This is a genomic window from Bacillus cereus group sp. BfR-BA-01379, assembly GCF_022663605.1.
In the GTDB taxonomy this organism is placed as follows: domain Bacteria; phylum Bacillota; class Bacilli; order Bacillales; family Bacillaceae_G; genus Bacillus_A; species Bacillus_A mobilis.
The window spans coordinates 13,092-37,364 of sequence record NZ_JAKUFT010000014.1; the positions used below are offsets into that span (position 1 = coordinate 13,092).

The following is a 24,273-nucleotide window of genomic DNA, read 5'->3' on the forward strand; positions in this document are numbered from 1 at the left end:
GGAAAATGAGTACAAAAATGACGCCACCAGTTGAGAAAAATGAGTTTATAGATGTAGTATTTGAAGATTTAACACATGATGGTGCCGGTGTTGCGAAAGTAAAGGGCTATCCTATTTTCGTTAAAAACGGATTACCAGGTGAAGAAGCACAAATTAAAATTATTAAAGTGAAGAAAAACTTCGCATTTGGTCGTTTAATGAAACTTCATACAGAAAGCCCATATCGTAAAGATGCAGAATGCCCAGTGTACAATCAGTGCGGCGGTTGTCAGCTTCAGCACTTAACATATGAAGGACAATTACAAGCGAAAGAAAAACAAGTACGTGACGTTATGCAGCGCATTGGCGGATTAAGCGATGTTCCTGTGCATTCTGTACTTGGCATGAAGAACCCATGGGTATACCGTAACAAAGCACAAGTACCAATTGGAGAACGTGAAGGTGGTCTTGTAGCTGGCTTCTATCGCCAAGGAACACATGACATCATTAATATGGAATCATGTTTAATTCAGGCAGAAGAAAACGATACATTAATCCAGGAAGTAAAACGTATTTGTGAAAAACACGGTATTTCGGCATACAACGAAGAGCGTAATAAAGGAACACTTCGCCACGTAATGGCTCGTTACGGACAAGTAACAGGGGAAATTATGCTTGTCTTCATTACTCGTACGGCAGAATTACCAAACAAAGAAGCAATCATTGAAGAAATTGCTTCAAAATTCCCAGAAGTAAAATCGATTGTTCAAAACGTAAACACGAAACGTACAAACGTAATCTTCGGAGACACAACTACAGTACTGTACGGATCAGAATACATTTATGACTTTATCGGTGACATTAAATTTGCAATTTCAGCACGTTCATTCTATCAAGTAAATCCAGAACAAACGAAAGTGTTATACGATAAAACGTTAGAATACGCAAAATTAGATGGTAACGAAACAGTAATTGATGCCTATTGTGGAATTGGATCAATCTCCTTATTCCTAGCGCAAAAAGCGAAAAAAGTGTACGGTGTTGAAATTGTTCCAGAAGCAATCGAAGACGCAAACCGAAACGCAGCACTAAACAACATGACAAACGCTGAATTTGGTGTAGGAGAAGCAGAAGTAGTCATTCCGAAATGGTACAAAGAAGGCGTAATCGCTGACACAATGGTCGTAGATCCACCGCGTAAAGGTTGTGATGAGGCACTACTAAACACAATCATCGACATGAAACCGAAACGCGTCGTATACGTATCATGCAATCCAGCAACATTAGCACGTGACTTAAAAGTACTAGAAGAAGGCGGATATAAAACGCAGGAAGTACAACCTGTTGATATGTTCCCGCATACAACTCATGTGGAGTGTGTGGCTTGGCTTAAGTTGGTATAATAGGAAAGCAGTTGATATAGGAAAATCTATACCATCTGCTTTTTGGTTTATTGAGAATTTGAAATTGCATTCATATTGAGAGGATTTGAATTTGAAATGATAGATAATTTTTGGCGTGATTTACCACGACCATTTTTTGTACTTGCACCAATGGAAGATGTGACAGACGTTGTTTTCCGTCATGTAGTAAGTGAAGCTGGTCGCCCAGATGTATTCTTCACAGAGTTCACAAACTCGGATAGCTATTGTCATCCAGAGGGTATGAAAAGTGTACGTGGTCGTTTAATTTTTACAGAAGATGAACAACCGATCGTGGCGCATATTTGGGGAGATAATCCTGAATACTTCCGCCAAATGAGTATTGGCATGGCAGAGTTAGGATTTAAAGGCATCGATATTAATATGGGTTGCCCTGTACCGAACGTAGCATCAAGAGGAAAAGGTAGTGGCCTTATTCTACGTCCAGAAGTTGCGGCAGAGCTTATTCAAGCAGCAAAAGCGGGCGGATTACCTGTCAGCGTAAAAACACGACTTGGCTTTAAAGAGTTAAGTGAATGGGAAGATTGGTTAACGCATATTTTCAAACAAGATATCGCAAACCTTTCTATTCACTTACGTACAAGAGAAGAAATGAGCCAAGTGGATGCGCATTGGGAACTAATTCCGGAAATTAAAAAATTACGTGACCGTATCGCACCAAATACGCTAATAACAATCAACGGAGACATTCCTGACCGTAAAGTCGGACTGGAACTTGCTGAAAAATACGGCATTGATGGTGTTATGATTGGACGAGGTATCTTTAAAAATCCGTTTGCTTTCGAAAAAGAGCCAAGAGAGCATAGCAGTAAAGAACATTTAGATCTTTTAAGACTACAACTTAATCTGCAAGATCAATATGCAGAAGTATTACCACGCTCTATCACAGGACTACATCGCTTCTTCAAAATTTATGTAAAAGGCTTCCCAGGAGCTGCTGAACTAAGAAATCAATTGATGAGTACAAAATCAACTGATGAAGTACGCGCATTACTTGATAAGTTTGAGGCGAGTGTAAATGCGGTAGAAAGTAGTGAAACGGTGTAACTCTCTGAAGTAGAGGGAAATGGATTCTGTTTATCCCGCTTTAATGGGCAGTAAGACCCCCACCTCAAAATTCAGCGAAAGCAAAGAAGTTAGGTGGGGGATGAAGAAAACCCCCACTGATTAAAGTTTCACTTTATTTAGTTTTGACTTCTGTTGTAGATAACGATAGAAAGAAAACAGTTTTATAAACGTATTGAACCAACCAGCAGTTTTGTATTTCCGTGTATGTGGAGTTTGTGACTGGCATATAGGGATAGTTTGAATAGACAGATGGGAATCTTGACTCAGATGAGTAGGAATTCCCATCTGTTTTTTGTTTTAATATATTAAAAAAGTAATAAGTAATGTTGTACATTTTTACCTAAATAGAGTGGTATTTGCTTCATTTTAAGTAAGCTGAGTTGTATTATAAGTAAATGAATTTTTGTTGCTGAAAAAAAATGTATGACCTTTAGTAATGACAATGTATGTATCTCGCAACTGAGTAATAAAAATATTAAATGATTATGCAAACAATTCCTATATTAAATCTATAAAAAACATTATAATAGTGAGAAATATGAAATATTTTGTCGAATTAACAATAATTACATAGCAAACTTATAGTATTGATTAGTTTTAAATAAGAATTTAAGTTTGAATATAAATATATATTTTCAATGAAATGGAGTTCGTTTTTATGTTGAAGGAACAAACAAGGTATTCTCGACTTGCGAATATAACTAAAATGATTAATACAAAGTTAGATTTACGTGAAGTTTTAGAGCAAGTCACAATAGCAATTTCTGAAGAAATCGTTCAATGCGATTCTGTTGGTATATATTTGCCGCAGGAAGATGGGACGTTTAGGGGATATGTAGGAAAACCAGAAGTTATTAATGGATGGACACTGGATATGCATGTCATTGATACAGATATTGATTTGCTGGCGAAAGAAGTAATTGAAACAAAAAAAGCCATCTATATACCGGATACATCAAAGGATAGTAGGCCGGATCCGAGAGCAGTGGAAGGGTTTCGAATTAAATCTTTATTCGTACTTCCTATCTCTTTTGAAGAAGAGTTATTTGGTCTAGTTTTTTTATTTGATTATGGAATTCCCATGAATTTAACAGAGTCAGAAATTCAAACGGTTGAGGCATATGTGAATATGGCGGCCGTTGCCATTCAAAATGCGAACAATTTAACTCATAAGGTAAACCTTATTGCTGAAAAACAGCTTTTGCTTGATGTGACACGGGATCTATCTATGTGTTCCTCTATGCAGGAGAGTCTTGACACTTGTTTTTCATATTTGGGAAAGGTTTTAGGTAATTATAATATCGGAGTTCATTTACTAGAGCCTTTAGCGGAGAAAAGAATTAAACCAGTGAAATTAAGTAAAGATTCCGAATGGACAGAAGAAGACTGGATGAAGACACACGATAAGATACAATTTGATCAAAGCAATGATAGAGTCACGCAAGAGGTTATTAAGACAAAAAAATCAATCTGGATTCCAGATGTTTATACAGATTCGCGGCCAAACCATGATGTTTGTCGTAATTTTGACATGAAGGGACTCTTGATGCTGCCATTGGTTTCAATGGGAGAGGTATTAGGACAAATATCTGTAGTCAATCTAGGTGATAGTAATTTCAATTATTCTGAAGCACAAATACAGCTGTCACAATCTATTGTCGATGCAACTACCTCCACGCTATCAAACCTTTTATATATGGAAAAACAGGAAGTCATTATCGAAGAGAGAACCTCAGAAATTACTGTGAAAAATAAGGAATTGGAGCGAGTAATAACTGAATTGCAACAGCTTAGCCGTGAGAAAGAATTGATTCTCAATTCTGCTGGGGAAGGGATTTTTGGTTTAGACCTTGATGGGAATATAACCTTTTGTAACCCAGCGGGTGCCTCCATGTTAGGTTATGATATGGAAAATGAACTAATAGGAAAACCATCCAGTATGGTTTTCAACGGAATTGAAACAGGACAGAAAAAGCAGGTGGCCTCAGGTTGTGATGAGAATTGGAGTCTGTACGATAAAACCGAGCAATTTTTTAGAAAAGATCAATCCTGCTTTCCGGTGGAGTATGTTATTTCCTCTATAAAAGAAGGGACCGAGATTGTCGGAGAAGTTATTACCTTTAAAGATGTAACCCAAAGGAAACAGATGGAGGAAGAAATAAAATATCATGCTTATTTTGATAGTTTAACAGATTTACCTAACAGAGTTCTATTAAAGGACAGGCTAACCCAAGGGCTGACATATGCTCAATTGCATGCTGAAAAATTAGCGGTTCTGTATTTAGATTTAGACAGGTTTAAATTTGTTAATGATACGCTTGGACATAGCTTCGGTGATCTATTACTACGAGAAGTTGCAAATCGATTAAGTGCCTGTGTCCCAAAAAGTGCTACGGTATCGAGACAGGGCGGGGATGAATTTACTATCTATTTACCCAATATCAAAAGTGAAAAAGAAGTGTTAAAGGTAGTAAATCGTGTCATTGATTCTTTTTCAAAACCATTTAATTTAGTAGAAAATGAAATGTATATGAAAACGAGTATTGGTATTAGTATATTTCCTGATAACGGTGATACGACTGAAATCTTAATTAAAAATGCAGACACAGCCATGTACAAATCTAAAGAAATATCAGGAAGCAGTTATCATTTCTTCAGTGAAGGAATGGATACCAGAACCTTTGAAAGCATCAAGCTAGAAAATGATTTGTATAAGGCTTTGGAACAAGAAGAACTTGAAATCTATTACCAACCGCAAATAAATGGTAAAACGAATGAGATTGAGGGAGTAGAGGCTTTAATTAGGTGGAACCATCGAGAACATGGGATGATATCGCCTGATAAGTTTATCCCAATAGCTGAAGAAACGGGATTAATAGTCCCAATAGGTGAATGGGTTCTGGAAGAGGCCTGCAAGCAATTAAAGAAATGGCACGATCAAGGTTTCCCATTAATTAGTATGTCCGTGAATTTATCTGCACGTCAATTTGAACAAAGTGATTTATTTGCTGTCGTTAAAAATGTGTTAGAGAAAGTAGAGTTATCTCCGAGGTATATACAACTAGAACTCACTGAGAATTTAATTGTTAAAAATACAGAATCAACTTTAAAAACAATGAAGAAATTAAAAGGTCTAGGAATAAATCTCGCTATTGATGATTTTGGCACTGGTTATTCATCTTTAGGTTATTTAAAAAAATTGCCTATTTCAACATTAAAAATTGATAAATCCTTTGTGCAAGACATGACAAAAGATGATGCAGCCATTACGAATACTATTATTACGCTGGCTAAGAATTTGAATCTTGACGTTATTGCTGAAGGTGTTGAGACAAAGGAACAGGTAGCCTTTTTATCTGCACGAAATTGTTATTTAATGCAAGGGTATTTCTTCAGTCGTCCTATAACAGCTGAAGACATGGAAAAGCTTTTTAATAGAGAAATCACTTTTAAATGAATGGGGAATAAATATGAGAGCAGCTCGAAATGTATTAGAATATTTAATAGCTAATGAAGTTCAACATATATTTGGTATTCCAGCCGGTTCTGTAAATGCGTTTTTCGATGAGTTGTATGATATGCCTGAATTAACACCAATTGTAGCAAAGCATGAAGGTGCCGCATCCTACATGGCCGCCGCTTATGCGAAATACACAAACCAGCTAAGTGTATGTATTGGTTGTAGCGGACCAGGTGCCACAAATCTTGTAACTGGTGCTGCTAATGCCATGCGAGAGCATTTACCTGTCTTATTTATTACAGGTGCTGTACCCATGAATACGGTAGGCTTGAATGCATCACAAGAATTAGATGTAGAACCAGTCTTTAGGTCTGTTACAAAATATAGCGTTACGGTTAATGATGTAAAGGATGTACTTAAAGAAGTCGCACTAGCTATTGAAATTGCTCTATCCGGAGTGCCAGGACCTGTCCATGTTGCAATACCGATTGATATTCAACACGAAAATATAGAAAGTGTTGAAATGCCGCCACTTCCTAAAAGACTTCCTATTGTTCCTGACCTAGGCACAATAAAAGAAACAGCTAGAGAGCTGGTAAAAAGGGATAAAGGTTATATTTTTGCAGGACAGGGAATAAGAAACTCTGTTGATTCATTAATAGAGCTGGCAGAACTGCTGAAATGGCCGATTATAACAACTCCACAAGCAAAGGGATATATCCCTGAGGAACATCCGCTTTTAGTCGGAGTGTTTGGATTTGCTGGTCATGAGGCTGCTTCCGCATTGATTAATGAGGGTGATGGAAAAGCATTATTGGTTGTAGGCTCCAGCTTGGGAGAAACTGCGACAAATAATTATAATGGAAACTTAATAAAAGATCGCTTCTCTGTTCAAATGGATTTTGACCAATCTGTCTTTAATCGGAAGTACAAAGTGGATATTCCAGTACTAGGCGATATAAATTTAAGTTTATTATTATTAATAGAAGAATTAAAAGCTTTAGGGTTGCAAAAGGAAAGCGCCGCGCTTACCGTTGAAAAGAAAAAAGAGGAAGAGAATACGGAGGAATATAATACGAAAAATGTTCTCCTGATCCTTCAAAAATGTTTACCATCAACTACTAGGTATACCATTGATATTGGTGAGTTTATGGCGTATGTTATCCATCACATGAAGGTCATAGATTTTGATTCCTATAATATTAACGTGCATTTTGGCGCAATGGGAAGCGGGATTGGTTCTGCGATTGGTTCAAATCTGGCTGAACCGGGGCGCCCTGTTGTATGTATTACGGGTGATGGTTGCTTCTTCATGCACGGAATGGAAATACTGACGGCAAAGGAATATAATTTGCCAATTTTATTTGTTGTGATGAATAATGCCCGTTTAGGGATGGTATATCATGGTCACTCGCTACAGTTCCGTAGGACTCATCCATCCTTCGAACAGGAATCCATACATATTAGCGCAATGGCCGCAGCTATGAATATCCCAAGTTACAGAATCACTGAACTAGAAGATATCAATCAAGATGTTATAAACGGCTTAATGAATTCAAATGGACCAGCAGTTCTAGAAGTCGCTTTAGTCGATAACAATACTCCTCCTATGGGAGATAGAGTTAAATTTTTATCGTCTTTTGGAAAATAAAGTTGTTGTATTCACCGATAAAAAAAATCATATAGGGTCTCCCTATATGATTTTTTTTATAAAGACTGATATGAATCGTGAATTACCTTAAGGATTGTTCCGATGATCTGCCCCTTAAAGGCATCTGGAATTGCTTCTTCAGATGGATTTGAGTAATAATAATATCCGTTTCCCTTATCGCAAGAGAACCCAAAGTTTGTTAATGATTGCTGTAGGGTCTTTGGCAACTCCTCTAATCCAGTTTGTTTAGTAAAATAGTCAGTGGCGAAAATTTTCACATCAACATCTCCTAATCCAGTATGAACAACAAATAAGTCTTGTTCATCTCGAACAACCCACTGCTCTTTAGAAAATAAAGAAATTCTTGCTCCCTCTAAAGAGGATATCGCATCTAAGTTAATGCCAAAAATTTGATTGATAAGTTGGCGAATCTCTATTCCTGTCACCTTTTCTCCGTAATGAGCGAGGGTAGAATCTATGGCCATTTTAGCAATGTTCTCAGTTGAGGAAACCGCTCCTGCCATTATCGATTCCTTTGATAGGACAGGTTTAGTTGTTAAATCAAATTTGAAAATGGACATTACGATGTTACAAATCTCGGTACTAGTTATTTTTCCTTGATGAGAATCAAGATGTTTGTCCATTAATTCTACTTTGTTCATTTGGTCTAAACCTTTTTCTAACATGTACAACAAACTCCAATCGTAAAAATAAAGTATGTTTTTTATCCATAACATAGAAAGAGTTTACAAATTACTTGCTAAAAGCCCTTAAGATGTTGTTACTCTATTATAATAATTAACATCTCTGTATTGTTATAAAAAAATAATATAGGTAAAGGTGACCCAAAAAGCATTCAAACCTCTTCTTAGGATTACTCCCCACAAGCATTAATCCACCTAAGACTACAAAACCTCCCCCTAAAATGTTAAAGTAGTAACTTAACGACATTCATTTATACATGCTAAAAGCATTACTATAATCAACATTTCAGGAGGAAAAACAATGGCAATGAGCAACAACGATATATTAAAAAGAGTAAGGTACGCTTTAGATATAAGAGATATAGATATGGTAGAAATCTTTAAACTTGGCGGGATGGAAGTAACGAAAGAAGACGTAGTTGATATGCTTACAAAAATAAAGAGAGCGCCTCAGCATGAAGCTGAAAATGATGATGTGGTCGAAGATGAGTACGTATTAACATGCGATATGATGATGTTAGAGGCATTCTTCAATGGATTTATCACTTTAAAAAGAGGCAAGCAAGATCCGAAACCAGGACAACCGGCACCTGTACAAAGCAAAGAGAGTGCGAATAACCTTCTTCTAAAGAAAATGAAAATTGCACTATCTTTAACGAGTGAGGATGTACTTGATATATTAGATAGCGTAGGCGTTACGGTAACAAAGGGAGAACTAGGAGCCCTATTAAGAAAAAAAGGCCATAAAAATTACAAAGAGTGCGGCGATAGATACGCAAGGAATTTTATTAAGGGATTAGGTGTAAAGTATAGAGGGTAATGAGTTTGTTAAAGCGGTAAATGATATAATAGATAGAGTAGGACGTTCGTATCCTACTCTTTTTTATTTGTAAAATAATACGTTAGGTGATGAAATGGTACATACATATTTAGGTGAGACAATTAATTTTCATATAACTTATAAGAAGAAAAAGTCGGTGCGTCTTTTTGTAGATTCGTACGGAAATGTGGAAGTGCAGGCTCCAAAGGGAACACCTGTTGAATACTTAGTCCAGTTGCTAGAGGAGAAATGGGATTGGATTCAGAAAACACGTAAGGAAATGCAAGAGCGAGCACTCGGACCGCAGGAAAAGGATTATGATCAAGGAGAGGGCTTTCTGTATTTAGGAAATACGTATCCGATACAGATTTCTCAGGATGTAAGTATTACGCAAGACAGTGCAGTGTTTGAAGGAGATAAGCTACATATTTATGTGGAAGAGCTTAAGGATGAGAAAATACAACAAGCGTTAAAACGATTTTACTATAAGCAGTGTAAGTCATTAGTAGAGAAGAGTATTAAAGCACATCAAAGTAACTTCAAAACAAAACCGCGTTCTATTCGTATTACAGATAGTAGCCGCACATGGGGAACTTGTGATTCAAATTTACAGCTAACATTCAATTGGAAGCTAGCAATGGCACCACAGCGAGTAATTGATTACGTAGTTGTTCATGAAATGTGTCATATGGTTCATTTAAATCATGATCGATCTTTTTGGCGTCTTGTCGGGAAGATAATGCCTGATTATAAGGAAATGGAGAACTGGTTAGCGTTATCTAGTTGGAAGATGACGGTTTAGTGGCACGCTTTATATAGGTTGCGATTATTGTCAATACTTGTCGTTAAGTCGATATATTTCGAAAATCGCTGATATATTTGGAGTTGCAATCGATATATTCAATGAAGAAAAAGGAGATGTCACAGCAGACATCTCCTTTTTCTTACTTAGCAATTATCGTCCAAATTTCACAACAAAATCTTCGTCTATTTTCTCCAATCCATACCCACGATATCCCTCTGAAAGTAACGTCTGTTGTCCACCAGCATCGCTCATCAGAACGTTCTCAATCTCTGTCCAATCTCTTACCTTGTCCCCACGCAATTCCTTCACAAACACATACCGCATACTACCACCATATTTCTCCTTCAATGCAGCAATCTCCATTCCTTGCGCAAACTTATCCTTCAAACTCGGAATGTTAAAAGGGGCAACGGTGCAACAAACATAGTCGTATTTGCTATCTTCTTTTTGTAATTCGTCCATAATAACTGTAGCTAATATTTTTTGCATCCCATTTCCTCGGCTGTTTGGGTGAACATTTGAGATTTCTTGATAGATGACGCGGTGTAGTTCGCTTTCTGCTATACCAATATCAAGTCCTAAATGTTCATCGTCAATAGGAGGGACGAGTAGGGCACGAAATGCGATGAGTTCGTTGTCGATAAAAGCACCGATCATCATGCCGTTTCCTTCTAGAATGTATTGAAACTCTTCTAGCGAGAGTGGTTGTAAGCGACTTTTATCTTCTAGCGCCTCAACTATGACGTTTTGTAGTGATAAGATTTGCTCGATGTTCTCTAGTGATAGTAATGTAACGTGAAATGGCTCGTTATTTTGTTTTAATGATCCTTTGTATAGAACTGTCATGTGTTTAGTCCTCCTTTAGCGTACAACGTCTTGAAAGACGGTTAGTTCTTGTAATGTATCTTCATTTATTTCAATGCCGAGTCCTGGCTTTTCGTTTAAGCGAATAAATGGTACGTCGTAATGCAAGTTTCCAATGTCTTTCGTGAACTTTAATGGACCTGTAAGTTCAACGCTCGTAATGATTTTTTTCGAGAAAGCGACATGGAATCCTGCGGAAGAGGCAACGGATGATTCGACCATGGATCCAACTTGGCATTCAATGCCGGCCATTTCTGCTTGGTGAGCGAGTTTTACAGCGGGATATATGCCGCCGCACTTCATTAGTTTGATATTTACTTTATCAGCCGCGTCTAATTTAATGATTTGGCGCATTTCACGAGAACCTTTTAATCCTTCATCAATCATAAGCGGAAGGTCTGTTTTCGAACGAATGTGAGCCATTGCGTCAATATCGTCTGCGACAACAGGCTGTTCAATCCAATCGATGTTTAAATGAACTAATGAACGAAGTGCCGTTAATGTGTTGGCGCTATTTTTCCACCCTTGGTTTACATCAACACGAATTGCGATATCATTTCCTACACGTTCACGTACCGCTTCAATTCTTTTTACATCTTCGTTTACATTCGTACCGACTTTCATTTTGAAAGATTGATAACCTTTTTGAATCATGGAAGCCGCTTCTTCAGCCATGTCTTCAGGTTTGGCGATACTTAAGACGTGAGTGACAGGGAAGTCTTCATGGTAGCGCCCGCCAATTAATTGATATACAGGTTGATTTAGTTTTTTGCCCATTATATCAAAACAAGCAATATCAATCGCAGCCTTCGCAGTAGGCACACCGTAAATTGTATTGTCCATCATATCGTGTATTTTCTCGATATTCATTGGATTTTGCCCGATGAGCGCAGGAGCAAGTGTATGTTTTAAAGTATGGAAAGTACTTTCCCATGATTCGCCTGTAACGTGATCATCAGCAACACCTTCACCGTAACCGATAATACCTTCATCTGTTTCCATTTTGACGATAATAGAAGGCATATCAGAATAAGAACCATAACTAATAACAAACGGATCGCGAAGCGGTAAACGAATTGCATAAAGATGAATAGCTGTAATTTTCATTAGGTAGAGACCCCTTCCTGTTTACAATAGTTTTGTATATTTGATATAGTTGACGTTAAATAGTCGTTAATTAATGATAAGGAGCTAGAAAAATGATGATAAAAATTGCAGTCGTCGGTTCAAAAGAGTTTATGGAGACACTTTTACCTATTGCTCATAAACTAGAAGAAATAGAGATTGATCCATATATTTACCTTCATCCGGCAGAATCTTCTGAACTATTAACGCGTTTAAAGCCTTGTGACTTCATCTTTTTCTCAGGTGCTTTACCTTATTATATGGCAAAAGAAATAAGAGAACAATTACGAATTCCAAGTACGTATTTACAGCAAGACGAGACAACTGTCGTATCTTCCATTCTTTCTGTCATGTATCACCAACGTATTCAACCACATAAAATTTCAATTGATTTAGTAGACCGCTCATTCATTACAAATGTGTTCCATGATATCGGTATAAAAGAAAGTCCACAAGTGTTTGATTATGAAAACATGCTGTGGAGTAAAGATGAAATAAATAGAGTTACGGATTTTCATATAGCTAAATATCAATCAGGAGAAGCTCATTTAGCTTTAACTAGTATTCATGCTGTCTATGATGAACTTCAAAAAGTAGGTATTCCTTCAGAGCGTATGATAGATCCGAAGCAATCCATTATACATGGGTTAAAAGATGCAAAAATAAAAGCTGAGTTAGCAAAAAGCCATTCAGCTACTGTCGGTGCTTGTATGATTTCTTCTTTAGAATTAAGAGAAGGTTTGCTTGAGCAATTAGATGCCATTTCAAAAGCACTACATGGTTCATTTAAAAAAGTTGATGGAATGACGTTCATTTTGTATACGACTCGTGGTGATATTGAATCGATTATAAAAACAAATATGATACATACTTTATTTGCGAGTATAGAAGGAACGATAGCTATTGGATTTGGTTACGGAAAAACTGTGAAAGAAGCGGAGCAAAATGCTAAAATCGCTCAAAGTTTCGCGAAGAATAATCCAATAGACCACTGCTTTTATATACTAACAAGTGATAAAGAACTATTTGGTCCGTTCCCGAAAGAACAGAGAGTACAAAGTTTGAAGAATGAAAACCCGGAACTCATGAAAATAGCGAAGGAAACAAAACTTAGTCCAGCAAACTTATCAAAAATTATTCAATTTAGTCAATCACATTCGTCATTGAAGTTTACCGCAGCAGACCTTTCTGAATACTTACAAGTGACTCGCCGATCAACAGAAAGGTTATTAAAGAAACTAGTTGATTACGGGTATGCTCATATTTGCGGCGAGGAAATGCCCTATCAACAAGGACGCCCTCGCGCAATATATGAACTGAATTTACCGTTATCTTTAAGCTTCTAATTGAGCCTTTTGTTTTTTTAGTAGTTCTGCTTTTTCAATGTCAGATAGTTTTGTAATTGTGAGACCAGTTATACCATAAATGATCGAAATAATAGGTACGATGAAATTCAATATAGCATAAGGAGCATATTCGAATGCGCCAACTCCAAGTGTTGCGAGTATAAATACACCACATGTATTCCAAGGTACGAACACAGAAGTTAATGTTCCACCATCTTCTAATGCTCTGGATAAATTTTTAGAGTGTAGCCCCTTTTCTGTGTATGCATTTGCGTACATTCTTGAAGGAACAACAATCGAAATATATTGTTCAGAGCAAGTAAGATTGGTTGCAAAGCAAGATGCGATAGTAGAAGCGATAAGCCCTTTTGCTGATGTCGCTAATTTTAAAATTTGATTTACAATTGAGCGAAGAATACCAGTATGTTCTAGTACTCCTCCGAAAGTCATAGCGACAATTGTCATAGAAACGGTATTCATCATCGAATCTAAGCCACCGCGGTTAAAGAGTTCGTCTACTAGCTTGTTGCCAGTGTCTATAACAAATCCATTTTGGAGTGCACCGACAGAAGCGGAGACAGAACCGCCTTGAATAAAGACTTGTGATAAGAATCCTAAAATAATACCTACGAGAATAGCTGGGATCGCAGGAACCTTTTTAGCGACTAATACCATAACAACTACAGGTATGATTAGTAGGAAAGGGGAGATAACAAAGTTTTGTTGCAATACTTGTAACGTTTGATCGATACCTTTTGCATCAATATTGTTAGCACCGAAGCTTCTTCCCAAGAACGCATAAACGATAAGAGTAATAAGTAAACCTGGAATTGTAGTAAATAACATATGACGAATATGTGTGAATAGATCTGTATTTGTTAATCCTGCGGCTAAGTTTGTTGTGTCTGAAAGCGGTGACATTTTATCGCCGAAATAAGAACCGGAAATGATAGCACCGGCAACCATTGGAGCTGGGATTCCCATACTTAGTCCAATTCCCATTCCTGCAACACCAATTGTTCCCATTGTAGACCAAGAGCTACCGATAGCTAATGCAACAATAGAACAAATAATTGTAATTGAAACTAAAAATAGTGATGGAGTTAAAAGATTTAAACCGTAATAAATCATTGTTGCGACGATTCCGCCGCCAATCCAAGCACCGATCGTTAAACCTACTAGAATAATGATAACGATAGCGGGTAATGCGAGGCGAATTCCTTTATACATCGCTTCTTCAATATCGTGCCATTTGTAACCGTAACGCCAAGCGACGATAGAAGCAACGGTTGTACCGATAATAAGTGGGACGTGAGGGCTTTGTTTTAATACAACAATTGTAACCATCATAACTGCAACTGTAATGATAATAGGGATTATTGCTACGCCAAAAGGTATTTCTTTTTTCATAAAATGCCTCCTCATTATGTATGTTTGTATTTTTAGAATTGTCGCAAAATAGACGTTATTAAATTATAATAACTAAAAATTGATATGAGCGTCAATAAAAAACAGAAAATAAGGAATGTTCTATCGTTATGGAATGAGTGGAAATGAGTTGTTGATCGTATTTAAAAATAAACAATTGACTTTTTTCTTAAAATTCAATATGTTCATAAAAACATCTGTTTTTCATAAGTATAATTAACCTGAATGGTTTTGGAATTTGGGAAGGAGAATGTAGCTTTGAAAACATTAGAACTACAAGAGCGTTTAACTGAAATTTTTCAGCATTTACATGAAAACCCTGAAGTGAGTTGGAAAGAGTATGAAACGACAGCGTATATTACTAACTTTTTAAAAGAAGAAGGAATTTCATATAAAATATTTGATGATTGCCCAGGTGTGATTGCTGAAATCGGAAGCGGGAATCCAGTTATTGCGATTCGTGCTGATATGGATGCACTATGGCAAGAAGTGGACGGAGAATTTAAAGCGAACCATTCATGTGGTCATGATGCACATATGACAATTGTGATGGGGCTTATTTTACAATTGAAAAATATGAGATGGGATAGCGGTACTGTTAGGTTTATTTTTCAGCCGGCAGAGGAAAAAGGAAATGGCTCTTTAAAGATGGTAGAGAAGGGGGCTGTGGATGATGCGGACTTCTTATTTGGTGTTCATTTAAGACCGATTGAAGAACTGCCTTTGAAACAAGCTGCCCCATCTATTCGTCACGGAGCGGCAGGATTTTTAGAAGGAACGATTCATGGAGATGATGCACATGGGGCACGTCCGCATCAAGGGATAAATGCAATTGATGTCATTTCTATGATCAATATCGGTTTGAAAAATATATGGTTACCACCGCAAAGTTCCTATTCAGTAAAGATGACGAGGTGCCAAGCTGGTGGAGATAATTTAAATATTATTCCGGGGAACGGCCACTTTAGCTTAGATGTTAGGGCAGAGAGTAATACGTTATTAGAAGAATTAAAGAAAAAAATAGAACATGTAATAGAATCGGCCGCATCGATGGGATCGGAAACTTCATATAAATGGATCGATCTTGCACCAGGAGCTGAAGTGTCAGAAGAAGCTGAGCGCTTTATGCGAAAAGGCATTCTTGAAGTATACGGGGAAGAGGGATGCACGGGACCACTGTATACGACAGGAAGCGATGATTTCCATTACTACACAGTGAAGAGACCACATTTAAAAGCTGTCATGCTTGGACTAGGGGCAAACTTACAACCTGGATTACACCATCCGTATATGAAGTTCGATCATAGTTGTATTATGGATGGAGTAGAAATATTGAAACAAACTGTATTAAAGGTATTAGAGGACAGGAGCTAGAGAGCTCCTGTTTTTTTCGTGAATTGTCGGTAAGTCGATATATTAAAAAAATCGTCGATATAATTTCACGCACCAATTAATGCAATGAAAAATCCCTCTCCGGTACATGGTGTATAATAATAAGTACCATTTTCTAATAGGAGAAGAAAAATGAACGAACAATATTACGATGCTGTATTACATATAAAAACTGTCGGTGAGCAAAAGGGCTTTAACAAGTCTATGCACTATCACCGTTATGAACCAACGCCATATAGCGGATTAGATGAACTATTAAATCAATATGAAATAAGAAGTAGCGACCGAGTTGTAGACTTTGGATGCGGAAAAGGACGATTAAACTTTTACATGCACCATAAGTGTGGCGCTTCAGCGGTTGGAATTGAAATGAATGAAGAGTTTTATAAAGAAGCAATGGATAATCTAGAGCGCTATGCACGAAAGGTAAGAAACAGTAAAGATAAGATTGGGTTTGAATGTTGTTTAGCGCAGGAATATGAAATCGATCCACGGGATAACCGGTTTTATTTCTTCAATCCATTTTCTGTACAAGTATTTATGAACGTAGTAAATAATATTTTACTTTCGGTAGAAGAGACGGAGAGAGAAGTGGATATTATTTTATACTATCCTTCTGAAGATTATATTTTCTTCTTGGAGAATCAGACTGCGTTTGAGCTGAAGAGGGAAGTAAGATTGCCTGGAGCTTATGAGAAGAATGGGAATGAAAGGTTTTTAGTTTATACATTAAGATTATAAAAAGCAGGTGCCTTGGCACCTGCTTTTCTTTACTCACGTCTATATAATTAGTTACGGATTAAGTAATCAAATGCACCTAAAGCTGCGTTTGCACCTGAACCCATAGAGATGATGATTTGTTTGTACGGATTATTTGTACAGTCACCTGCAGCAAACACTCCTGGTATGTTTGTAGCGCCGTGCTTGTCTGTTACGATTTCACCGCGAGCGCGTTCAACTGTTTCGCCTAACCAGTCTGTGTTTGGCACAAGACCGATTTGTACGAATACACCTTGTAATTCAACGTGATGAACTTCTTCAGTTTCACGATCGATGTAAGAAATACCGTTTACTTTATCAGTACCAGTGATTTCTTTCGTTTGAACGTTTTTCAGAACAGTTACGTTTGGTAAGCTGTTAAGACGCTCTTGTAATACAGCATCAGCTTTTAATTCTGGCATGAATTCAAGAACAGTTACGTGCTTAACAATACCTGCTAAGTCGATAGCTGCTTCAATACCAGAGTTACCTCCGCCGATAACTGCTACGTCTTTTCCAATGAATAATGGACCGTCACAGTGTGGGCAGTATGCTACACCTTTATTTTTGAACTCAGCTTCACCCGGTACGCCAACGTTACGCCAGCGAGCACCTGTTGAAACGATTACGCTTTTACTTTTCAGAATAGCGCCGTTTTCAAGTTCCACTTCAATAAGTTCTTTTTTCTCTAAACGTTTTGCACGTTGTAGATTCATTACATCGATGTCGTATTCTTTTACGTGCTCTTCAAGGCTTGCTACTAGCTTAGGACCTTCAGTGCGTTTTACGCTGATGAAGTTCTCAATACCCATAGTATCCATTACTTGACCACCGAAGCGCTCAGCAACGATACCAGTGCGGATGCCTTTACGTGCTGCATAAATTGCTGCACTTGCACCAGCAGGGCCGCCACCAACAACAAGAACATCGTATGGATCTTTATCAGAAAGCTCTGATGCATCTGGACCGTTACCCATTTTAGCTAAAATTTCTTCAAGAGTCATACGACCGCTTCCGAAAGATTCGCCGTTTAGGAAAACTGTTGGTACTGCCATGATGTCTTTGCTTTCTACTTCCTCTTTGAATGCAGCGCCATCAATCATAGTATGTGTAATACCAGAGTTTAGAACGCTCATTACGTTAAGAGCTTGTACAACATCAGGACAGTTATGACAACTTAGGCTGATATAAGATTCAAAATGATATTCGCCTTGAATGTTTTTAATTTGATCGATTAATTTTTGTTCAACTTTTGGAGCGCGTCCACTTACTTGTAGTAAAGCTAACACTAATGAAGTAAATTCGTGTCCTAATGGAATACCAGCGAATACGACACCAGTGTCTTCACCAGGGCGATTTACGCTAAAGCTTGGTGTTCTCTCTAATTCAACTTTTTCTACTGTAATCTTAGATGACATAGTAGCTAATTCGTCTACTAGAGCTAACATATCTTTAGATACGTCGTCGTCTCCAGCGCTTACTTTAAGTAAAATATCGTTCTCCATTAACTGAAGGTATTGGGATAGTTGTGTTTTTATATCTGCATCTAGTATCATTTTGATCGAACTCCTTAGATTTTGCCTACAAGGTCAAGGCTTGGTTTAAGTGTTGCAGAACCCTCTTGCCATTTAGCTGGGCAAACTTCACCTGGGTTGTTACGTACGTATTGAGCTGCTTTAATTTTGTTAACAAGAATGCTTGCGTCACGGCCGATACCGTCAGCATTGATTTCCATAGACTGGATAACGCCGTCTGGATCGATGATGAATGTACCACGAGCAGCAAGACCTTCTTCTTCCATTAAAACGTTGAAGTTTGTAGTAATTGTGCGAGTTGGGTCACCAATCATAATGTATTCGATTTTGCCGATAGTTTCTGAGCTATCATGCCATGCTTTGTGAGTGAAGTGAGTGTCTGTAGATACAGAGTATACTTCAACGCCTAAGTCTTTAAGAGCTGCGTATTGGTTTTGTAAGTCTTCAAGTTCAGTTGGGCAAACGAATGTGAAGTCAGCTGGGTAGAAACAAACTACACTCCATTTTCCTTTTAAACTTTCGTCAGTAACTTGGATAAATTCTCCATTATGGTAAGCATTAGCTTTAAACGGTTTTACTTCTGTGCCGATTAATAACATATTAAAATTCCTCCTAAATGTTGGTTTTGAGCATCAAAAAATAGTGTGCTCATAAAATATATTTTTTAATTAACTATAATAATTCTAATTCGATATTAATTATCATATAGAAGTGGTTATTTTGTCAAGAGAATATACCAACTTTATATCAATTTAATTAATATTTATTCTCAATTGAGATGATAAAACAGTTTGGCAGTGATAGAGTAGAAAATTTAGTTGTAAAGGAATCAGTATAATCATAGGTGGAAGTTTGTTTACATTTAAGCTTGAAACATATAGATGATAATTAAATGTTTTGAGGAAAGATTTTTTAGTAGGTTATGTGGTTGAAAAGTAACTTCTTACTTTATTGTACAAAGAATGATGAGATAAATAAAACAAAATGAATCGGAATCTTTTTGAAAAATTACTGTTATTTTAACTGTTCATTTATTGGACATATATTGAAGTGTAAGTTGTTTCGCGAGGGGTTAGAGAAAAAGAAATAACTCAGCTTCTTTTGTAAAATTAAAGGATTAAAAAATTCCCTATCAAGTGTAATGTGACTTGATAGGGGACCTTTTAATCCTTTTTTAATGCGTGTAGGGCGTTATGTATATTGCTGTTCAGTGTTTCGAAAAATGTACGTAATTTAGAACTTAACTGATTGTTTTTATGGATAAATAATTTTTCGGCAACGAGTAGTTCGCCATGTATACCAAAACATTGCATGTGTACGGATATTTCCTCGTTATTTTCATGAATCGTTGGGAAAACGTAATGGAATACTGAGCTTGGAATCATGTACTCTTTGATCGTATAAATTTCAGAATCGCAATTTGGTGTATGTTTTATGTAAATCTTTACACTGTCTTTTGTGACGATAAATTCTAACATGGTGCATTTTATAAGGTTAGGATCGAAATCATTGGATTCTTGTAAATATAAATTAAAATTGGTCCTGTCGGAAATGGATTCAATGTTTGTAAGCATAATGTCTTGATTAGTGTGAGTGCTCATTTTTTTCTCCTTATATAGATAGTAAGAAAATAGTTTTATGAAATGGGATAATACTTTAAATATGGTTTATTTGTATTTATTAATGTATCAAACGTTTCTCTCAAAAATCTCTCAAGGTATTTGTTATAAAATAAGAAACCTGTTTCAGCTTAGAAACAAGTTTCTTAAAGTTGTATATTTTGAAGTTTGTAAGCCCATAAATATCCTTTGGACTCTAATAATAGGTCGTCGGTATTATGTGCTTCTATAAATTGAACTGTTTGGTTAATCTGCATTTCATAACCATCAGTTGTACGCTCGATTTTGAGAGGGATATTTAGCTCACTAAATAGTTGGCGTATTCGATAAATAGTATTATACAAATTTGCTAATGCACGTTTTTCATCTATGTTAGGCCAAATATCATCAAGGATCTGCCACTTCGAAACAGTTTTTTCTTTATGGAGAAGGAAGTAATAAAAAAGCTCTTCTGTAACACGGGTAGGCCACTTTAGTGATTGATGGTCTTTTTTTATAAATGTATTACCGTACAGTTGTACTTGAAGAGTATTTGAATTTCTTTGTTGATTCGGAACACCGTAATATTTTTTTAGGCGGTCATCTAAATCTTGTACAGCGCTAGGTGTTAGCGGTTTTAATATATAATCGAGAGCTTGTACCCGAAACGCTTCTAAAGCATAATTTGGGTAAGCAGTAGAAAAGATAATCGGAACATCGATACCGTCATCTACTAATTTCTTAGCGAGTTCAATTCCTGTCATTTTAGGCATTTCAATATCTAGTAAAATAGCGTCTAATGTGTAATCCGGAAGCATATTAATTGCCTCTAATGGTGATTGGAAAGTATCAATAATTTGAAATCCACCATGTTTTGTTAATAAATGATTATGTAAATCTAAAATAGGCTTTTCATCCTCTATTATTACTATTCGCCACACTACATTCTCTCCTTTAATGGAATCGTTACATTAATAGTTGTTCCTTTATTTTCAATAGAATAAATCTCTACAGTTCCATTGGAAAACTTTCGAACACGACGTAGAACATTGGAAAATCCAATTCCTTGGTTCTGAAGAGTCCCATTTAACAAATTGTGTATGGTTGTTTCTGACATTCCAATCCCGTTATCTATTACTTGTATAAATAAAATTTCTTTTATTTGTTTTATATTAATTTGTACATGACTGTTTCCTTCTTTCTCAAATAGACCGTGGCGTATTGCATTTTCCACAAGTGGTTGTACGAGTAAATTAGGTATATATATTTCATCTAAAGATTCAATAGTATCAACTTCATATGAAAAAGAAAGACGTTCGCCAAATCGTGCCTTTTCTATTTCTACATATGCTTGAATGATAGAAACTTCTTTTTGTAATGTAGAGTAATTTGTTTCGTTTCCAGATTCAAATATATATCGTAAGTAGGAGCTTAGCATCGTTAGGAGATGTGCAGCCCGTTCGCTATCTGTATAACAAAATGAAATAATATTACTCATTGCATTATATAAGAAGTGCGGTTTAATTTGTGCCTGTAGAAAGGCCATTTCATTTTCAAATGCTTGGAGTATCGCTTCTTTTGTTTGGAAAATAGTATGTAATCTAGCTAATAGCACTTGTTTTGTACAAGGTTTGACCAAGTAATCAGTTATTCCATTTGCAAATAAATGATCTACATTCGTTGGATAATCTTTTGAACTTAACATTAGAATAGGTAATTCTAATACTGATGTTTTTTTGCGTATATGTTTAGCTAGTTCGACTCCTCCAATCTCAGGAAGAGTTTCATCTATGATAAGAAGCTCGAAATCTTTCGTGCTCTCTAATAAGAAAATAGCATCTTGAGCCGAATGCACAATGGTAATATTGTATGTTGCTGCTAGTAAAGATTTTAGTACCTCTGTATGTATGACATCATCATCTACAATTAAGATTGTTGGCAGCATACTAGTGTTTGCTTGAGAAACTTCTTTAAAATTATGTTGTTCCTGTAAAATAGTATGTATTTCTTTATATTCATAAAAAGGAACTTGTATTTTAAATAAGATAGAAATTTTATAGTAATCTACCTGCAAATGTCCATTCATACGTTCTAGCAGTTCTTTACTTATTAATAACCCGATTTCAGTGTGAGTATCTTCATAAGTAACGGTAGAGTTGCTAGTCGCTTTAAAGGTTAAATGGATATTTTCTCCTATATGCTGAGCATCAATAACAATTTTCCCATCTACTGCATAGTAACAACATTCTTCTAAAATACGGTAAAGCACTTGTGTTAATCGGTCTTCATCTACTAATCCGTGTAAATTATTTGGTACATATTCTTGATACGTAATATGTTTTCTTGAGAGAGGTAGTTCCATTAATGTATAAACATGATTCACAATCATTTTTATATTTGTTGATTTTGCTGTAAAAGAATAATCATGAAATTTAATTTTTGTAAAATCTTGTAGATCATTAGTAAGGTATAGTAAACGTTCTGTAAGCTGTTCTAATACATGTAGCTCATTTGAATGCTTCTCCTTTTTATCATTAGCTTTTACAGATTTAATTAAATTAATTGCATGGTATAAAGGATCTTTTAATTCTTGTGTTGTTACTTTTAAAAAAGAATCTTTTGTTAAATGAATAGCTTCTAATTTTTTTGATAAGTGCTCGGCCTCTTCGGTACGATTAATAAAACGTGTGCCTAAAAAAACATTCATCATAATAATGAACCCCAGTAGCCCAAAGCGGTTAAATATATTACGACCTGATGCAAAAAGTTGTTCGAGTGTACCGCTAAAAAGAAACATAAATAGAGTAAGTAACATCAGGGTGAAAATTAAAATTTCGTTTTTACTAATAATCCACTTTTTTTGTATGATGAGCTGAGTCATTCTCAGAATAATCCACAACAACATTATATTCATATAAAAAAAGAATGGTGTTTGTAGATTTGACAGTGATCGAGCTGGAAATAAGATTATTCCTACGCTATAAATAAAGAAAGGCGAAAATAATAAAAGCAGTTGTTTTTTATTTATAATAGTCGGCATAGTTTTTGAAATAAATAGTGGTAATAAAATAGCACTAAAAAATGTAATAGAGTCCTGTAAGCGAAAATAAAATTCAAAAGGGATATTAGGAACCGCACGAAGTAATATACGTTCTCCTCGTGTCATAACAATTAGTGCTAGGCTTAGGAAATAACAACCGCTATAAAAAAAGCCATCATCTTTTTTACGTAATAAAAAGATAGTTAGATGAAAAATACTAAAAACTAATAAGATGGAAACGGCTGTCCATTCGATATTTGTATCTTCAGCTACGTCTTCTTGCATCGCTTTAGCGTCACCGAAATCGATTGGGAAAATAATACCTCCGCGTACATTGTAAAAATTTGAAACGTGAATTGTTATGAGCAATTCTTTTGTTTTCGGTTTTAAATACATTTCATATGATGGATTTTCAGGTTTTGTAGCTTCTTTTGATTTTCCAATCTGACCTATTTCAGAACCCTTTTCGCCGTTTACATAAATGGTATGGGCGGACCAAATGTTTCGAATGCGAAAACCAACTTCAGAAAAATGCTTAGGTAGCTCGATTTTTAATTGATAAGAACCATATTGTGCCTTGGATTCCCACTGTCCTGGCACAAGTTGATTTGTAGCTTGTTCTTGAAATTGGTTCACATCCACAAATTTATTTGGGGTGAATTTCCATTCGCCTGCTAAAGATAATATTTTCGCATTTGAAGGAAGATCACGTAAGTCGATTGTCCCATTTTGTGTACGTTTTTGAATGAGATTTGTATCACTATCTCGAAAGTTAATATGTATCATTAAAAAAATCATCACAGTGATGAGAAGCCAACCGATGCCTTGTTTCCACATGGAGTAATCACCTCTTCTTCAATAATATATAATAAAATTTCCAATATTTAAATTGTATATATTAAATATAAAGATTTAATGTATTTACATGTTATGAAATCTGTGGTTTTTAATGACGTATCCTGTAATGTAGAGGAAATAATGTTCTACATGAAAGTTCAAAGATAAGGAAAGGGGTTAGATGAATATAGCAATTGTAAGTATGGGAGTGGTGCAAACGAATTATCAGTAGCACTGAAATTTTCCTTTATTTAGAGAAAATAGACTAAGAAAGAGGAAGCATTGACTCCCATTTTTAACAAGATATAATAAAACCTAGATATACCTTTCAAAAAGAAGAAGATATAATATAGGATAAAATTTTTCAAACTATTATTTTTTATAGCTTTTAGAAAACGTTTACATTTGGTGTGGAGGGGA

18 protein-coding genes are annotated in these 24,273 nt (G+C 36.0%); 9 read left to right on the plus strand and 9 right to left on the minus strand.

Annotated features, from left to right (window positions below; genetic code table 11):
- Positions 1-5 precede the first annotated feature (5 nt).
- The 4 genes from rlmD to MR113_RS07850 all read left to right on the plus strand — a co-directional run bounded on the left by rlmD (position 6) and on the right by MR113_RS07850 (position 7,600).
- Positions 6-1,382 (plus strand): 23S rRNA (uracil(1939)-C(5))-methyltransferase RlmD, encoded by a 1,377-nt coding sequence (gene rlmD, locus MR113_RS07835; RefSeq protein WP_242253163.1) that lies wholly within the window; start codon positions 6-8, stop codon positions 1,380-1,382.
- Between the two features lie 96 nt (positions 1,383-1,478).
- Positions 1,479-2,468, plus strand: a complete 990-nt coding sequence (locus tag MR113_RS07840) for a tRNA dihydrouridine synthase (RefSeq protein ID WP_242253168.1) — start codon at positions 1,479-1,481, stop codon at positions 2,466-2,468.
- 679 nt (positions 2,469-3,147) lie between these two features.
- Positions 3,148-5,946, plus strand: a complete 2,799-nt coding sequence (locus tag MR113_RS07845; protein WP_097865335.1) for an EAL domain-containing protein — start codon at positions 3,148-3,150, stop codon at positions 5,944-5,946.
- Between the two features lie 13 nt (positions 5,947-5,959).
- Positions 5,960-7,600, plus strand: a complete 1,641-nt coding sequence (locus MR113_RS07850) for a thiamine pyrophosphate-binding protein (RefSeq protein ID WP_242253171.1) — start codon at positions 5,960-5,962, stop codon at positions 7,598-7,600.
- 56 nt (positions 7,601-7,656) lie between these two features.
- On the opposite strand, the gene MR113_RS07855 is transcribed toward MR113_RS07850, so the two are convergent.
- Positions 7,657-8,286 carry a hypothetical protein gene (locus MR113_RS07855; protein ID WP_242253174.1) on the minus strand — a complete coding sequence of 210 codons (630 nt, stop codon included), beginning with the start codon at positions 8,284-8,286 and terminating at the stop codon, positions 7,657-7,659.
- Positions 8,287-8,605: 319 nt separating this feature from the next.
- On the opposite strand from MR113_RS07855, the gene MR113_RS07860 reads away from it, so the two are divergent.
- Together MR113_RS07860 and MR113_RS07865 are read left to right on the plus strand one after the other, a co-directional pair.
- Positions 8,606-9,124 (plus strand): YehS family protein, encoded by a 519-nt coding sequence (locus MR113_RS07860; protein ID WP_242243103.1) that lies wholly within the window; start codon positions 8,606-8,608, stop codon positions 9,122-9,124.
- Positions 9,125-9,218: 94 nt separating this feature from the next.
- Positions 9,219-9,926, plus strand: coding sequence for a M48 family metallopeptidase (locus MR113_RS07865; protein ID WP_242253175.1), 708 nt, complete (start codon positions 9,219-9,221; stop codon positions 9,924-9,926).
- A gap of 153 nt (positions 9,927-10,079) precedes the next feature.
- Here the strand turns inward: MR113_RS07865 and MR113_RS07870 are convergent, their stop codons facing one another.
- Both MR113_RS07870 and MR113_RS07875 read right to left on the minus strand, forming a co-directional pair.
- Positions 10,080-10,775, minus strand: coding sequence for a GNAT family N-acetyltransferase (locus MR113_RS07870; protein WP_242253178.1), 696 nt, complete (start codon positions 10,773-10,775; stop codon positions 10,080-10,082).
- A 15-nt stretch (positions 10,776-10,790) separates the two neighbouring features.
- The gene (locus MR113_RS07875; protein ID WP_061678072.1) at positions 10,791-11,900 is read right to left on the minus strand and encodes a mandelate racemase/muconate lactonizing enzyme family protein; all 1,110 of its coding nucleotides are present in this window, start codon (positions 11,898-11,900) and stop codon (positions 10,791-10,793) included.
- A 92-nt stretch (positions 11,901-11,992) separates the two neighbouring features.
- On the opposite strand from MR113_RS07875, the gene MR113_RS07880 reads away from it, so the two are divergent.
- Positions 11,993-13,264: a transcriptional regulator gene (locus tag MR113_RS07880; protein ID WP_242253180.1), complete on the plus strand. Its 1,272-nt coding sequence runs from the start codon at positions 11,993-11,995 to the stop codon at positions 13,262-13,264.
- On the opposite strand, the gene nhaC is transcribed toward MR113_RS07880, so the two are convergent.
- Positions 13,253-14,674, minus strand: a complete 1,422-nt coding sequence (gene nhaC / locus MR113_RS07885) for a Na+/H+ antiporter NhaC (RefSeq protein WP_242253186.1) — start codon at positions 14,672-14,674, stop codon at positions 13,253-13,255. The two genes, MR113_RS07880 and nhaC, sit on opposite strands and share 12 nt — an antisense overlap.
- A 276-nt stretch (positions 14,675-14,950) precedes the next feature.
- Here nhaC and MR113_RS07890 point away from each other — a divergent pair, with 276 nt between their 5' ends.
- A complete protein-coding gene (locus tag MR113_RS07890; protein ID WP_242253189.1) occupies positions 14,951-16,066 on the plus strand; it encodes a M20 peptidase aminoacylase family protein in 1,116 nt (371 codons plus the stop codon).
- A gap of 150 nt (positions 16,067-16,216) precedes the next feature.
- Entirely contained in the window at positions 16,217-16,825 is a 609-nt protein-coding gene (locus MR113_RS07895) for an SAM-dependent methyltransferase (protein ID WP_242253190.1), read from the plus strand.
- A 47-nt stretch (positions 16,826-16,872) separates the two neighbouring features.
- Here the strand turns inward: MR113_RS07895 and ahpF are convergent, their stop codons facing one another.
- From ahpF to MR113_RS07920, 5 genes are all read right to left on the minus strand, one after another.
- Entirely contained in the window at positions 16,873-18,399 is a 1,527-nt protein-coding gene (ahpF, locus tag MR113_RS07900; RefSeq protein WP_242253198.1) for an alkyl hydroperoxide reductase subunit F, read from the minus strand.
- A gap of 14 nt (positions 18,400-18,413) precedes the next feature.
- Entirely contained in the window at positions 18,414-18,977 is a 564-nt protein-coding gene (ahpC, locus tag MR113_RS07905) for an alkyl hydroperoxide reductase subunit C (RefSeq protein ID WP_000924417.1), read from the minus strand.
- Positions 18,978-19,541: 564 nt separating this feature from the next.
- Positions 19,542-19,979, minus strand: a complete 438-nt coding sequence (locus MR113_RS07910) for a DUF3978 family protein (RefSeq protein WP_098585872.1) — start codon at positions 19,977-19,979, stop codon at positions 19,542-19,544.
- A 164-nt stretch (positions 19,980-20,143) separates the two neighbouring features.
- Entirely contained in the window at positions 20,144-20,917 is a 774-nt protein-coding gene (locus MR113_RS07915; RefSeq protein WP_242253200.1) for a response regulator, read from the minus strand.
- Complete coding sequence (locus MR113_RS07920) at positions 20,917-23,853, minus strand: histidine kinase (protein WP_242253206.1); 2,937 nt, start codon at positions 23,851-23,853, stop codon at positions 20,917-20,919. The genes MR113_RS07915 and MR113_RS07920 overlap by 1 nt, the downstream gene beginning before the upstream one ends.
- Between the last annotated feature and the right edge of the window lie 420 nt (positions 23,854-24,273).